Here is a 13,034-nt window from a genome sequence, read left to right as displayed (position 1 = left end):
GGGTCACTTCCTATTGGGATGCGTTCATACGCAGTTTTACAGCATAGTCGATTTTCTGGCAGACCTCGGGAAATCTCTCCCAGATATCCACGTTGGGAAAGCGCAAAACTTCCAGCCCCCACGCGTTGAGGTGGCGGTCTCTGGCTTCATCATAAATTAGGCCATCGGCTGTAAGGTGCTGACGTCCATCTAATTCTATCACTAATCTCGCCTTTGCGCAGTAGAAGTCGGCAATATAGCCATCAATTATTTTCTGCCGAAGAAAACGGACAGGGTATCCCCGTAAAAAATCATACCAAAGGTGCCGCTCTTCCGCCGTCATATTTCTGCGAAGTCCTTTTGCCCTTGGCGTCAGTTCCGGGGACATGCTTTAAATGTGCCATTTAAAACCCTTCCGCTCTGTATGTATCTGCTTCCGTGGTCGGAATCCTTCCGTCACGGCTACCGCCGTGCCACCTCCCTTTGACAAGGGAGGCTGTTTTCCGCGCCCATCAGGCCCCCTTGTTAAAGGGGGCTGGCATCGCCGCTAGGCGATGACTGGAGGATTCCACCTCTGCCCTAATTCTTCATCATCTTTTTCAGCGCCGCCTTGATGATCTGCTCCAGGGTCAGGCCCTCCAGATCCAGGCCCTTCAGGGCCAGGTTGATCTCCCCCTGGGAGTAGCCCAGGACGGCCAGGGCGGCGGAGGCCTCAGACAGCTTGTTTTCCGGGATGACGGTGATGCCGCTGCCGCCATAGCTCTCCCCTGCGGTACCGAAGCTCTGGCCCTTGGCCAGCTTGTCCTTCAGCTCTAAGATCACCCGCTGGGCGATCTTTTTGCCGATGCCCTGGGCGCAGGTGAGGGCCTTCTCGTCCCCGGTGATGATGGACAATGCCAGGTTGGCCGGGGTGGTGGCCGACAGGATGGACAGCGCTGCCTTGGGGCCCACGCCGGAGACGGAGATGAGCTGGCGGAACAGGTTCAGTTCCTCCTGGGTGCCAAAGCCGAAGAGCTCCATGGCGTCCTCCCGGGTGTTCAGGTGGGTGAACAGCTTGGCTTTCTCCCCCTGCTTCAGCTTGGACAGGGTATAGCTGGTGGTGCGGCAGGCATAGCCCACGCCGCCGCAGTCGATGACGGCCAGGTTGGCCTCCATGTGGGCCACCGGGCCGCTGACATAGTAAAACAAAACGATCCCTTCCTTATGATAATCGGTCAGCGCCGCTTATCTGGTGTCATATTTCGCCGGGTCGAACTCCCGGTCTGTGTTCAAAAGCGAGGTGGCCGCCCGGCTGTGGCAGATGGCCAGGGCCAGGGCATCGGCGGCGTCATCCGGTCGGGGAATCTCCTTCATGTGCAGCAGGCGCTGGGTCATCAGCATCACCTGGCGCTTTTCCGCCTTGCCATAGCCCACCACCGCCTGCTTCACCTGCATGGGGGTATACTCGAACACGGGCACCCCCAGCTTTTCTGCCGCCAGTAAGATCACGCCCCGGCCATGGGCCACGGCGATGCCGGTGGTGATATTTTTGGTGAAAAATAACTCCTCCACTGCCATCTCGTCGGGGTGAAAGGCGTGGATCAGCTCCTCCATGTCGTTGGAGATCTGCAGCAGCCGGTTGGACAAGGGGATGCCCGGCGGCGTGGTGATGACCCCATAGCGCAGCAGCTGGTTCCGGTTCCGCTCCGCCCGGACCAGGCCAAACCCAATGGTAGCCACCCCGGGGTCGATGCCTAAAATGATCATGCCGCCCTCCCCTGTTCGCTGTTAGTCGTACTATTGTACCACAAAGTTTTGAAAATGGAAAGCAGAATAAATTTTGTTGCCCGGGCCGTCTGGTGCATGGTACAATAAGATTGATTTAAGACGGGATGGAGGTGCGGCTGTGCGGTATCTTTTAATGGACCAGGACGTCCCCTGGCTGGAGTTTTCCTGCGTCCGGGACGAGTTTGACGAGGTGACGGCGGTGGAGGAGTGCTGGTACACCCACCTGCGGCCCCTGGGCTATCGGAGCCTCACCGGCTTTTTGGAGCGGCGGCGGGCCCCCAAGCACCGGGCCCATGTGGACCAGCTGCTGGAGTACGGCTGCCAGAGCCTGGACGGCTATCTGGACGTGGCCCACGCCCTCTCGCTGAACGACACGTTCTGGGTGAAGTCCGTCCGCTCCTCCCTCACCTGGGACCAGGTGTCCCTCTATCGCAACCCATTCAACGCCGTCATCTCCCACACCGCCTTCGACGGGACCCTCAGCAGCCCCACCCTCTCCTCCACCTCCCCGGAGTTCAGTACCGACGGACAATACGCCAAGTGCTGGGTGCGGGAGGGGGACAGCATCCAACTCTACAAAACGGGTGGTTTCTTCGGCCTGGAGCCAATCTCCGAGTATCTGGCGGGCCAGTTGGCCGCCCGGCTCTGCCCGGAGGCCGTATCCTACGACCTGGACATGTACCGGGGCCAGCTGATCTGCAAGTGCTCCCTGTTCACCGACGAGGGCCATGGCTTTGCCAAGGCCGCCGCCCTGTTCCCCGAGGAGCACACCCTGTCCGCCCTGCTGCGCCGGTTCGAGGACATGGGCAGCGGGGACGCCTTTCGCCGCATGTGCGTTCTGGACGGGCTGATCTTGAACACGGACCGGCACATGGGCAATTTCGGCGTGCTGTTTGACACGGAGACCTTGGAAATTCAAAAAATGGCCCCGGTGTTCGACCACAACCGCAGCCTGCTCTTTGATCGGGACGCCGACCAGCTGCGGGACATGGACTTCTGTCTGCGCCACTGCGTCCCCCGGCTGGGCACGGATTTCATCGCCACCGCCAGGGGAATGCTCACCCCGGACATTCGGCGGGATCTGGAAGCTCTGAGGGGCTTTCAGTTCGCCCAGCACCCCGCTCTTCCCATCGCCCAGGACCGCCTGGACGGCCTGAACGCCATCGTCCAGCACCAGCTGGAGCGCATTTTGGCGTAAAGGCGTAAAAATAGATTTAAAAATATGGAGGTGCTCCTATGAAAAAAGTGGAATTCGTGCGGGTCAAGTCGGAACTGAGCGGCTATGGCTTCAGCAAGGGCATGAAATACTGCTTCACCGGCATCGAAAACATCATCAAGGACCGCCTGATGGACGGCTGGTCCTTTGAGGGCTACGTCCCCGTGGAGACCCGGGGCATCGGCGACATAGAGACCCTATCGCTGATCTTTCAGAAGGAGCTGTAAGTCATCATGACGAAAAAGCGAATCAGAGATATTGTGCTCGCTATCATCATATTGGCAATGATCTGTTTTATTTTTTGGAGCAATTCATGGCTCTCTTCTTGGAAAGAAGTTGCCTTTTTGTATGTTCTATTAGCGATAGGGATCGCAATCAGTATTGTCACCGACGCAATAAAAAGGAAGTTCAAAAGATAAACTTCCTAGTGGGTTTTGTCCGTGCTTGCCTTGAAAGCGAGTGATTTGACCGGAGACTGAAATATTTTTCCGTCAGTGCTTGACAAACGCCCTCTTTTTCGCTACAATCATCGTTACAACAGGCGATGACGGGAATAAAGACAGCGGCCTGCCCATTTCAGAGAGTCGGTGGTTGGTGCGAACCGATGTGTGCTCCGCTGTGTATAACTGCTCCCCGAGCCTTCTGTCTGAACGAATGAGTAGGACAGAACGTCTGGCCCCGTTATCGGCCCCGGCCTTGTTAGAGGCTTCTAAGGGCCGTTTGGGCGACCAACGGCTGAACCAGGGTGGTACCGCGTGATGTTCACGCCCCTGACTTGAACAGACAAGTCAGGGGCGTTTTTATTTTCCCTGACGGACATTTCTAAGGAGGCTCTTATCGCTATGAAACCCGGATATCAAAAGTACATTCCCTTCCAGCCCCAGAAGATCGAAAACCGCACCTGGCCCGACAGGGTCATCACCAAGGCCCCTGTCTGGTGCTCCGTGGACCTGCGGGACGGCAACCAGGCCCTGGTGGACCCCATGAACCTGCAGGAGAAGCTGGAGTATTTCCACACGCTGGTGGACATCGGCGTGAAGGAGATCGAGATCGGCTTCCCCTCCGCCAGCGAGACGGAGTACGAGATCTGCCGGGAGCTGATCGAGGGCGGCCACATCCCCGACGACGTGACCATCCAGGTGCTGGTCCAGGCCCGGGAGCACCTCATCAAAAAGACCTTCGAGGCCATTCGCGGCGCCAAGAACGTCATCCTTCACTTCTATAACTCCACCTCCACCCTCCAGCGCAAGGTGGTGTTCCACATGGACACCGACGGCATCACCAAGATCGCCACCGACGCCGCCGACCTGATCTATGAGATGAGCAAGCCCCTCATCGACCAGGGCATGAACCTGCGCTTTGAGTATTCCCCCGAGTCCTTTATGGGCACCGAGATGGACTACGCCGTGGAGATCTGCCAGGCGGTGCTGGAGCACCTCCACGCCACCCCGGAGCGCAAGGTCATCCTGAACCTGCCCACCACCGTGGAGAACTGCATGCCCAACCAGTTTGCCGACATGCTGGAGTATTTCTGCCGCAAGATCCCCGGCCGGGACAGCGCCATCATCTCCCTCCACCCCCACAACGACCGGGGCACCGGCGTGGCCACCACCGAGCTGGGCCTGCTGGCCGGTGCGGACCGTGTGGAAGCCACCCTGTTCGGCAACGGCGAGCGCACCGGCAACGTGGACATGGTCACCCTGGCCATGAACATGTGGACCCAAGGCATCGACCCGGAGCTGGACTTCCACGACATCAACAAGATCAAAGAGATGTTCGAGCGCTGCACCAAGATGCCCGTGGGCGACCGCCAGCCCTACGCCGGCAAGCTGGTGTTCACCGCCTTCTCCGGCAGCCACCAGGACGCCATCAACAAGGGCAGCCAGTATATGAAGGACTCCGGCACCGAGTATTGGGAGATCCCCTATCTGCCCATCGACCCCGCCGACGTGGGCCGGGAGTACGAGCCCATCATCCGCATCAACTCCCAGTCCGGCAAGGGCGGCGCAGCCTATATCATGGAGCACAACTTCGGCTTTGATCTGCCCAAGGCCATGCACCCGGAGTTTGGTTCGGTGGTCCAGCACGAGACCGATGCCGTGGGCACCGAGATCACCCCGGAGCGCATCAACCAGCTGTTCCACCAGACCTATATCGACGTGGATGGCCCCTACAAGCTGCTCAAGCACGCCTTCCAGGAGACCATCGACGGCGAGGGCCACTCCCACGTGGCCTTCCAGGGCACCATCCAGCACACCGACACCATCTTCCAGGTAGCCGGTGAGGGCAACGGCCCCATCGACGCCTTCTTCAACGCCATCAAGGGCGAGAAAATGGCCCGCTTCTCCTTCCTGGACTACGCCTCCCACGCCATCACCGACGGCTCCGACTCCCAGGGCGTGGCCTATATCCTGCTCCAGGATCAGCGGGACGGCAAGAAGTATTGGGGCGTGGGCCTGTCCCACAACATCAACCTGGCCCCCCTGCGCGGCATCCTCTCCGCCATCAACCGCGCCAAGCGCGCCGGGCACCACGAGTAAGTTCATCCTGATCTGTCTGATCTGTCTAACGGCAAAGGCCGGTCCCTCCGGGGACCGGCCTTTGATTATTTCCGTTTCTTCGGCTTGGGTGCAGGCAGTTCGTCGTACATGGCGTTGAACAGGCCCGTCAGGAACTCCTTGTTATCCACCTCGTCCACCAGCAGCATCTCCTTCGCGCCCTCATAGGGCAGCTCATACCGCGCTGCGGGCATATAGGCCACAGCCGACTTTACGGGCTTTACCAACAGCCGGTCATCATAGATACCGCCCACGATCTTGCCCCGGTAATACAGGATGAATTCACCCATCATGGCCCGATGGGTGATCTCATCCAGACCGGACAGCTGCTCCAATATGTAATTCAGATATTCTTTTCTGGACGCCATAATCCCCTTCTCTCCCCTTTTGTGGTTTTGATTTCATTATACGCGGTCTGTCATAAATACTCCAGATTAGATTTGATATTTTAGTCCGATTATATTAAAATTGCTTCTAAAGGAGGGTACACGATGAATATAAGCAGTTCGGTTTCTGACCTGCGGAACAACTTTGATAGCGAGATCTATTCCAAACTCATAGAGGCGGAACAGGAAGCAAAATCGACAGACAAACGATACACCTCCGCAGATGTACTAAAGGCCATGCAGGAGACGATTCGGTAATCAGGGGGACGGTTCTTGTGATTAGCACCTAATCAGAAGAACCGCCTCCCTGATTACATCTCTTCCCCCCTCCCCCGCCCAAATTAGTCCGCCTTTCTTTCTCTATTTTCCCGGTTTATTTTTGTTTTATCTGTGAGATATCCCGATTTTGCGGGAGGACTTTCGATATCAATTGACTTTTCGCCGCTTTAGAGTATACTTAACTTTGTTCTTATTTGATCTATTCCGCCTGTCTCTGCCCAGTTGGGGCTGTTTTTTGCATACAGGGTTCTTGTAAGAAGAACAGAGACGGGTCGGCTTTCTTTTAAGGAGGCGCTTCCATGGCAAAAGCGGCGGACAACATCCCAAAGGCGGCGGCCAAGGCCCCTGCCCGCATGTCGAAAAAGGACTCTCTCACCAAGGACCAGATCCGGGCGGTAGACGCCTGGTGGCGGGCGGCCAACTATCTGTCCGCCTGTCAGCTCTATCTGCTGGACAACCCCCTGCTGCGCCAGCCCCTGCGGCCCGAGCACCTGAAGCAGCACATCGTGGGCCACTGGGGCACCTGTCCCGGCCAGAATTTTATTTACACCCATCTAAACCGGGCCATTGTGAGATATGACCTGGACATGATCTACATCTGCGGTCCCGGCCACGGGGGCAACGCGGTGGTGGCCCAGGACTATCTGGACGGCTCCTACAGCGAGGTATACCCCAACATCAGCCAGGACGAGGCGGGGATGAAGCGGCTGTTCCGCCAGTTTTCCTTCCCCGGCGGCATCCCCTGCCACACCGCACCGGAGACCCCCGGCTCCATCAACGAGGGAGGCGAGCTGGGCTATTCCCTGGCCCACGCCTTTGGGGCCGTGATGGATAACCCCGGCCTCATCGCCGCATGCGTGGTGGGGGACGGCGAGGCGGAGACCGGTCCCCTGGCCGCCGCGTGGCACTCCAACAAGTTTCTGAACCCCATCACCGACGGGGCGGTGCTGCCCATCCTGCACCTGAACGGTTTTAAAGTCTCTAACCCCGCGATCTTCGCCCGCATCTCCCACGAGGAGATCGAGATGTTCTTCAAGGGCTGCGGCTGGGAGCCCCGGTTCGTGGAGGGGGACGAGCCCCAGTCTATGCACCAGAAGATGGCCGCCGCCTTAGATTGGGCCGTGCGGGAAATTCAGCGCATTCAGGAGTACGCCCGTTCCAGCGGCGACGCCGCCCGGCCCCGGTGGCCCATGATCGTCCTGCGCACCCCCAAGGGCTGGACCGGCCCCAAGGCGGTAGACGGAAAAGTTGTGGAGGGCTCCTGGCGCTCTCACCAGGCCCCCATCCCCGTCCACGACGGCCAGCCGGGGCGGTTAGAACAGCTGGAGACCTGGCTGCGCAGCTATCACCCCGAGGAGCTCTTTGACGAGAACGGCACCCTCATCTCCTCCCTCCAAGACTTCGCCCCCAAGGGGGAGCGGCGCATGGGGGCCAACCCCCACGCCAACGGCGGACTGCTGCTGCGGGACCTGCGCATCCCCGACTTCCGGGAGTACGCCCTGGAGGTGCCCCAGCCGGGGGCGGTGGAGGCCGAGGACATGGCCGTTTTGGGGGGCTATGTGCGGGATCTGATGTCCCGGAACCTGTCCGGGCGGAACTTCCGCATCTTCGGGCCGGATGAGACGGCGTCTAACCGCCTGGACCAGGTGTTCCAGGCCAGCGGCCGCCGCTGGGCCGACGAGATCGACCCCGAAGTGGACGAGGGTCTGTCCCACGACGGGCGGGTCATGGACGCCGCCCTGTCCGAGCACCTGTGCCAGGGCTGGCTGGAGGGCTATCTCCTCACCGGGCGGCACGGCTTCTTCAACAGCTACGAGGCCTTTATCCGCATCGTGGACTCCATGGTCTCTCAGCACGCCAAGTGGCTGAAGGTGTGCCGTCAGCTGCCTTGGCGGCAGTCCATCGCGTCGCTGAACTATGTGCTGGCCTCTAACGTGTGGCAGCAGGACCACAACGGCTTTACCCACCAGGACCCTGGCTTTTTGGACCACGTGGCCAACAAAAAGGCGGACGTAGTGCGGCTCTACCTCCCCCCCGACGCCAACTGCCTGCTGTCCTGCTTTGACCACTGCATCCAGAGCCGGAACCAGATCAACGTGATGATCGCGTCCAAGCTCCCCCGGCCCCAGTGGCTGAACATGGAGGAGGCCATCAAGCACTGCACCCACGGCATCGGCATCTGGCAGTGGGCTTCCAACGACCAGGGCTATGAGCCTGACGCGGTGCTGGCCTGCTGTGGCGACACCCCCACGTTAGAGACCCTGGCCGCCGTGACCATCCTGCGCCATCACCTGCCCGATTTGAAGATCCGGGTGGTGAACGTGGTGGACCTGATGAAGCTCCAGCCCCACACCGAGCACCCCCACGGTCTCACCGACGAGGACTATGACGCCCTGTTCACCACCGACGCCCCCATCATCTTCGCCTTTCACGGCTACCCCACCCTGGTCCACGAGCTGACCTATCGCCGCCACAACAAAAAGCTCCACGTCCGGGGTTATAAGGAGGAGGGCACCATCACCACCCCCTTCGACATGCGGGTGCGCAACGACATCGACCGCTTCCACCTGGTCATGGACACGGTGAAGCGCCTGCCTCAGCTGGGCAACAGCGCCGCCTACCTCATCCAGGAGATGAAGGACAAGCTGGTGGAGCACCGCCAGTACATCACCACCCACGGCCAGGACATGCCCGAGGTGCGGGACTGGAAGTGGAACGGCGGGAAGGGCATCTATTGATTTTAAACAAGCGGAGAGGGCAGGAACAGACTGAACTGTTTCTGCCCTCTTGACCTATATAATTTGGGCGGATATACTTAGCAACTCGGTTTGGTACCCGCTCCTTTACCTTGCTTCGCTGAGAAAGCCGAATGATTGCTCGATGAAGCACCCGCAAACCTTGAAAGAGTTTCGAAGCGGTTTCCTTGCCGACAATCGGCAGCGAACACCCGCCCGGACCAGTTTTGCAGAGTCCAGTATCCCCGGCTTATTCTCCAGCGCCATGGTCACCCCCCTCTCCCCTGCGTAATTCACGAGTGGTTCCTCTTGATGGTCTTAGTAGTATACCACGCATCGCGTAGAGGTTCAAATTGTGCGCTCCGTGTGAGAAGCGACATACACTATCAAAAATCCCAGACAGTGTCTGGAATTTCAATTCACGCCTTCTTTGCAGGGAGCGACAATGTGACCACAACAATTTAACAGACGCCGTCTGTTATTTTGATCCACGCCCCCCTCGCGGGGGGCGACTTAACCTTTATCTTAAAAGCAACATCTTTATTTCTAGTGATAAGATGTTTTAATTTTATTGAGTGAGATAGTATTTGCATGATCCTATTTTCTGTGGTAGACTAAGAAAGTCAGTTCTATGTATAGAGCTGTGGATTGAAAATAGTGTTAAGATGTTTTCAACGCAGAAACCCCCGCCCCCAAGCCGTTCTCACGACTCAGGGACGGGGGTCTTACTCTATCTGATTCTATTACTGCGGGGGTCAGGTTCAGCCCTCCACCACGCCGCCTTCGACGACCAGCTCGTCCTCGTAGTCGGCGCCGTAGGTGTCCACCAGGGTGGCCTCATAGTCCTTGTGGAAGAAGTTCTCCTCGCCCAGGGTCTTGATCTCCTCGTTCAGCCAATCCAGCAGGGTCTGGTTGCCCTGGGACACGGCGGGGGCGATGGTGTCCTTGCTGCCCAGAGAGGGGATGCCCACGGTGTAGCCGGTGTTCTGGCTGGCAAAAGCGATGACCTCGGTGTTGTCGTTGGCCCAGGCCACGCCGTTGCCGTTCTCAATGGCGTTCTTGGCGTTGGCATAGGTGTCGTACTTCTGGAGAGGGATATCGGGATAGTTCTCGGTGAGATAGGTCTCGGCGGTGGTGCCGGAGATGACGATCATCTGGTCATTGGCGTCCCAGTTGTCCAGGCTGTCAATGACCCGGCTGTCCGGGGAGACCACGCCCAGAGCCACGTTCATATAGGGCAGAGCGAAGTCCACCTCCTCGGCACGCTGGGGGGTCACAGTGAAGTTGGCCAGGATCACGTCCACTTTGCCGGTCTGGAGATACTCGATGCGGTTGGCGGCCTCGGTGGAGACGAAGTTCACCTCCACGCCCAGGTCCTCCCCGATGCGGTTGGCGAAGTACACGTCATAGCCCTGATAGTCGCCGTTCTCGTCCACATAGCCGAAGGGGTTCTTGTCAGAGAACACGCCGATGTTGATGGTGCCGCTGTCCTTGATCTGGTCCAGGGTGCGGTAGACGGTCTTGCCGTCCCCGCTGCCGGAGGCGCTGCCAGAGACGGAACCGGCGCTGGAAGTGGCGCTGTTCCCGTTGCCGCAGGCGGCCAGAGCCATCAGCATGGCGGCGGAAAGTGCGGCGGACAGGACTCTTTTCAGGTTTTTCATTGCAAAAACTTCCTTTCAAATTCTATTTATGTCAAACTCCCGGCCATTTAAGCCTTGGGAGCCTTGGCTGCGTCAAATTCAAACATATTCAGGAACTGCTTGGCCCGCTGGGTCTGGGGGTGCTGGAAGAACTGCTCCGGCGGGGCCTCCTCGGCCACCACGCCGCCGTCTAAAAACAGCACCCGGTCGGCGATGGCCCGGGCAAACTGCATCTCGTGGGTGACGATGACCATGGTCTTGCCCTCCCGGGCCAGGCCCAGCATCACGTCCAGCACCTCCCGGACCATCTCCGGGTCCAGGGCCGCCGTCACCTCGTCAAAGAGCAGGATCTCCGGGTGCATACACAGGGCGCGGACAATGGCCACACGCTGCTTCTGGCCGCCGGAGAGCTGGCGGGGATACTGGTCCTGCTTCTCCAGCAGACCCACCCGGCCCAGCAGGGCCCGGGCCTCCTCCCGCACCTCTTCCCGGGGCTTCTTCAGGACTTTACAGGGGGCCAGGAGAATGTTGTCCATCACCGTCAGGTGGGGAAAGAGCTCATAGCTCTGGAACACCATGCCGATGCGGCGGCGCAGGGCGGGCAGATCTTTGGCCCCCTGGCCGATGACCTGGCCGTTTAAGCGGACCTGGCCGCCCTGGATGGGCTCCAGGGCGTTGATACACCGCAGCAGGGTACTCTTGCCGCAGCCGCTGGGGCCGATGATGACCACCACCTCCCCCTGGCCCACAGAGAAGCTCACGTCCTTTAAGATGGTGTTCTGGCCATAGGCCTTGGTCAGGTGGTCGATTTGCAAAAGGGGCTCATTCATTGGGACTTACCTCCATTTTTCTTCCAGGTGCCGGGCCAGCAGGCTGATGGGCCAGCAGGCCAGGAAATAGAGCAGCAGCACAGTCAGATAGATGCCGAAGGCCGCGTTGGGGCTGGCGGAGCGGTTGGCCTCGATGATCTGCTGGGCCACCTTCAGCACCTCCACCACGCCGATCATTAAGATCAGGCTGGTGGTCTTGATCATGCGGGTGATGAGATTGATGGACAGGGGCAGCAGACGGCGCAGGGTCTGGGGAATGATAATGTAGTAATAGGTCTGGAGCTTGCTCAGGCCTAAGGCCTCGGCGCTCTCATACTGGTGCTTGGGGATGGAGATGAGCGCCCCCCGGACCAGGTCCCCCATCTCCGCCGTGCCCCACAGGGAGAAGACGATGATGGCGGACAGCTCCCCGGACAGGTCCCAGCCCAGGGCCCGGGTGGTCCCGAAGAACACCAGGAACAGCAGGACCATCTGGGGCATGATGCGGATAAACTCCAGATACAGCCGCAGCACCGCCCGCAGGACGATGTTTTTCCGGGTCATCAGCACGCCCAGCAGCAGACCCAGGGGGATGCTGATGGCCACGGCGATGAGACTGACCCGCAGGGCCACCCACAGGCCGCCCAGCAGGCGGACCATGTTCTTGCCCTTCAGCAGGACTTCAAGACCCAAATCCGGCATAGCGCACCCTCCTCTCGATCAGGGTCCCCACCACCGACACGGGCAGCAGGATAATGAGATAGAACACCACCAGCATGAACAGGCTCTCGGTGGTCTTGGCGTACATGCCGATCAGGTCCTTGGCGGTGAACATCAGGTCCATCAGGCTGACGGCGCTGAACACGCTGGTCTCCTTCAGCAGGAAGATGACGTTGGCCACAAAGGCGGGCACGCTGATGGACACCGCCTGGGGCAGCACCACATAGGCCATGGCCTGGGTGCGGGTCATGCCTAGGCTGAAGGCGCTCTCCCGCTGGATGGGCTCCACCGCCTCCAGGCCGCTTCGAAACGCCTCGGCCATGTAGCTGCCCCCCAGAAAGGCCAGTCCGGCCACGCCGCACATGGCGGGGCTGGTGCGGATGCCGATCTTAGGCAGGCCATAATAGAGGAAGAACAGCTGGATCAGCAGCGGGGTGTTCCGGCTGATCTCGATATACACCGCCACCACCCGGCGCAGCACGGGGATCTTTTCATACTGGATCACCGCGCAGGCCAGGCCCACGGCGATGGACAGCAGAATGCCCATCACGCCCAGCCGCAGTGTCAGCCAGGCCGCCTTTTCGTACAGGGGCAAGTATTGTTGGATAAATTCCCAGTTCAGAACGGTCATCGCCTTTCTTCGGGGCTCTCCCCCGGCGTTTTGGCATAAAAAAGCGGGAGCTCATCGCTCCCGGTCAACAAACCTCAACAGCCGCGCCCGCAGACGCAGGATGCAGACAGCCCCGCCGCGCCCCTGCGCAAGCTGGCCGTGAGAGAGGACCGAGAGACAGACATTCCGCGACAACAGCAGCACATCATGTTCATCATCGCTTCCGTCTCCTTCCCGGTATCCCCGTTAAATTTGATGTGGCTATGGTACTCCTTTCAACCTAGTTTGTCAATAGGTAAATCGGTATTATTTTATTTTTCCCACTCTCCCTTGTC

The 13,034-nt window shown here is 59.3% G+C and carries 13 protein-coding genes and 1 other annotated feature; of the genes, 5 read left to right on the top strand and 8 right to left on the bottom strand.

Translation table 11 applies throughout. From position 1 onward, the window contains the following. Positions 1-10: 10 nt before the first annotated feature. The 3 genes from ACSAMP_RS04275 to ruvC all read right to left on the bottom strand — a co-directional run bounded on the left by ACSAMP_RS04275 (position 11) and on the right by ruvC (position 1,725). Positions 11-367: an endonuclease domain-containing protein gene (locus ACSAMP_RS04275; RefSeq protein WP_457799636.1), complete on the bottom strand. Its 357-nt coding sequence runs from the start codon at positions 365-367 to the stop codon at positions 11-13. A 191-nt stretch (positions 368-558) separates the two neighbouring features. Continuing rightward, on the bottom strand, positions 559-1,167 hold the full coding sequence (gene ruvA / locus ACSAMP_RS04270) for a Holliday junction branch migration protein RuvA (protein ID WP_457799635.1): 609 nt from the start codon (positions 1,165-1,167) through the stop codon (positions 559-561). Between the two features lie 36 nt (positions 1,168-1,203). Continuing rightward, positions 1,204-1,725, bottom strand: coding sequence for a crossover junction endodeoxyribonuclease RuvC (gene ruvC / locus ACSAMP_RS04265; RefSeq protein WP_186878460.1), 522 nt, complete (start codon positions 1,723-1,725; stop codon positions 1,204-1,206). Between the two features lie 139 nt (positions 1,726-1,864). Between ruvC and ACSAMP_RS04260 the strand changes: the two genes are divergently transcribed. The 3 genes from ACSAMP_RS04260 to leuA all read left to right on the top strand — a co-directional run bounded on the left by ACSAMP_RS04260 (position 1,865) and on the right by leuA (position 5,502). After that, the gene (locus ACSAMP_RS04260; protein ID WP_457799634.1) at positions 1,865-2,944 is read left to right on the top strand and encodes a HipA domain-containing protein; all 1,080 of its coding nucleotides are present in this window, start codon (positions 1,865-1,867) and stop codon (positions 2,942-2,944) included. Between the two features lie 38 nt (positions 2,945-2,982). Beyond that, the gene (locus ACSAMP_RS04255) at positions 2,983-3,189 is read left to right on the top strand and encodes a DUF4177 domain-containing protein (RefSeq protein ID WP_227146590.1); all 207 of its coding nucleotides are present in this window, start codon (positions 2,983-2,985) and stop codon (positions 3,187-3,189) included. Positions 3,190-3,497: 308 nt separating this feature from the next. After that, positions 3,498-3,737, top strand: a binding site (T-box leader). Positions 3,738-3,804: 67 nt separating this feature from the next. Then, entirely contained in the window at positions 3,805-5,502 is a 1,698-nt protein-coding gene (leuA, locus tag ACSAMP_RS04250) for a 2-isopropylmalate synthase (RefSeq protein WP_457799633.1), read from the top strand. Positions 5,503-5,567: 65 nt separating this feature from the next. On the opposite strand, the gene ACSAMP_RS04245 is transcribed toward leuA, so the two are convergent. Further along, positions 5,568-5,888 (bottom strand): TfoX/Sxy family protein, encoded by a 321-nt coding sequence (locus ACSAMP_RS04245; RefSeq protein ID WP_457799632.1) that lies wholly within the window; start codon positions 5,886-5,888, stop codon positions 5,568-5,570. A gap of 123 nt (positions 5,889-6,011) precedes the next feature. On the opposite strand from ACSAMP_RS04245, the gene ACSAMP_RS04240 reads away from it, so the two are divergent. Then, positions 6,012-6,164 carry a hypothetical protein gene (locus ACSAMP_RS04240; RefSeq protein ID WP_457799631.1) on the top strand — a complete coding sequence of 51 codons (153 nt, stop codon included), beginning with the start codon at positions 6,012-6,014 and terminating at the stop codon, positions 6,162-6,164. Between the two features lie 374 nt (positions 6,165-6,538). Then, entirely contained in the window at positions 6,539-8,923 is a 2,385-nt protein-coding gene (locus ACSAMP_RS04235) for a phosphoketolase family protein (protein WP_457799708.1), read from the top strand. Between the two features lie 758 nt (positions 8,924-9,681). Here ACSAMP_RS04235 and ACSAMP_RS04230 read toward each other — a convergent pair. Genes ACSAMP_RS04230 through ACSAMP_RS04215 form a run of 4 tightly spaced genes read right to left on the bottom strand, consistent with a single transcriptional unit; the run spans position 9,682 to position 12,720 of the window. Continuing rightward, positions 9,682-10,581 carry a transporter substrate-binding domain-containing protein gene (locus ACSAMP_RS04230; protein ID WP_457799630.1) on the bottom strand — a complete coding sequence of 300 codons (900 nt, stop codon included), beginning with the start codon at positions 10,579-10,581 and terminating at the stop codon, positions 9,682-9,684. A 47-nt stretch (positions 10,582-10,628) separates the two neighbouring features. Continuing rightward, positions 10,629-11,390: an amino acid ABC transporter ATP-binding protein gene (locus ACSAMP_RS04225; protein WP_457799629.1), complete on the bottom strand. Its 762-nt coding sequence runs from the start codon at positions 11,388-11,390 to the stop codon at positions 10,629-10,631. 6 nt (positions 11,391-11,396) lie between these two features. Next, positions 11,397-12,071 carry an amino acid ABC transporter permease gene (locus tag ACSAMP_RS04220; RefSeq protein ID WP_441795802.1) on the bottom strand — a complete coding sequence of 225 codons (675 nt, stop codon included), beginning with the start codon at positions 12,069-12,071 and terminating at the stop codon, positions 11,397-11,399. Further along, entirely contained in the window at positions 12,052-12,720 is a 669-nt protein-coding gene (locus ACSAMP_RS04215) for an amino acid ABC transporter permease (protein ID WP_457799628.1), read from the bottom strand. Before ACSAMP_RS04215 ends, ACSAMP_RS04220 begins: the two co-directional genes overlap by 20 nt. Positions 12,721-13,034 lie beyond the last annotated feature (314 nt).

This window comes from Flintibacter sp. SJQ-8, from assembly GCF_054108085.1.
The sequence above is the reverse complement of the archived record's forward strand: the minus strand, read 5'-3'. Positions and strand labels throughout refer to the sequence as shown.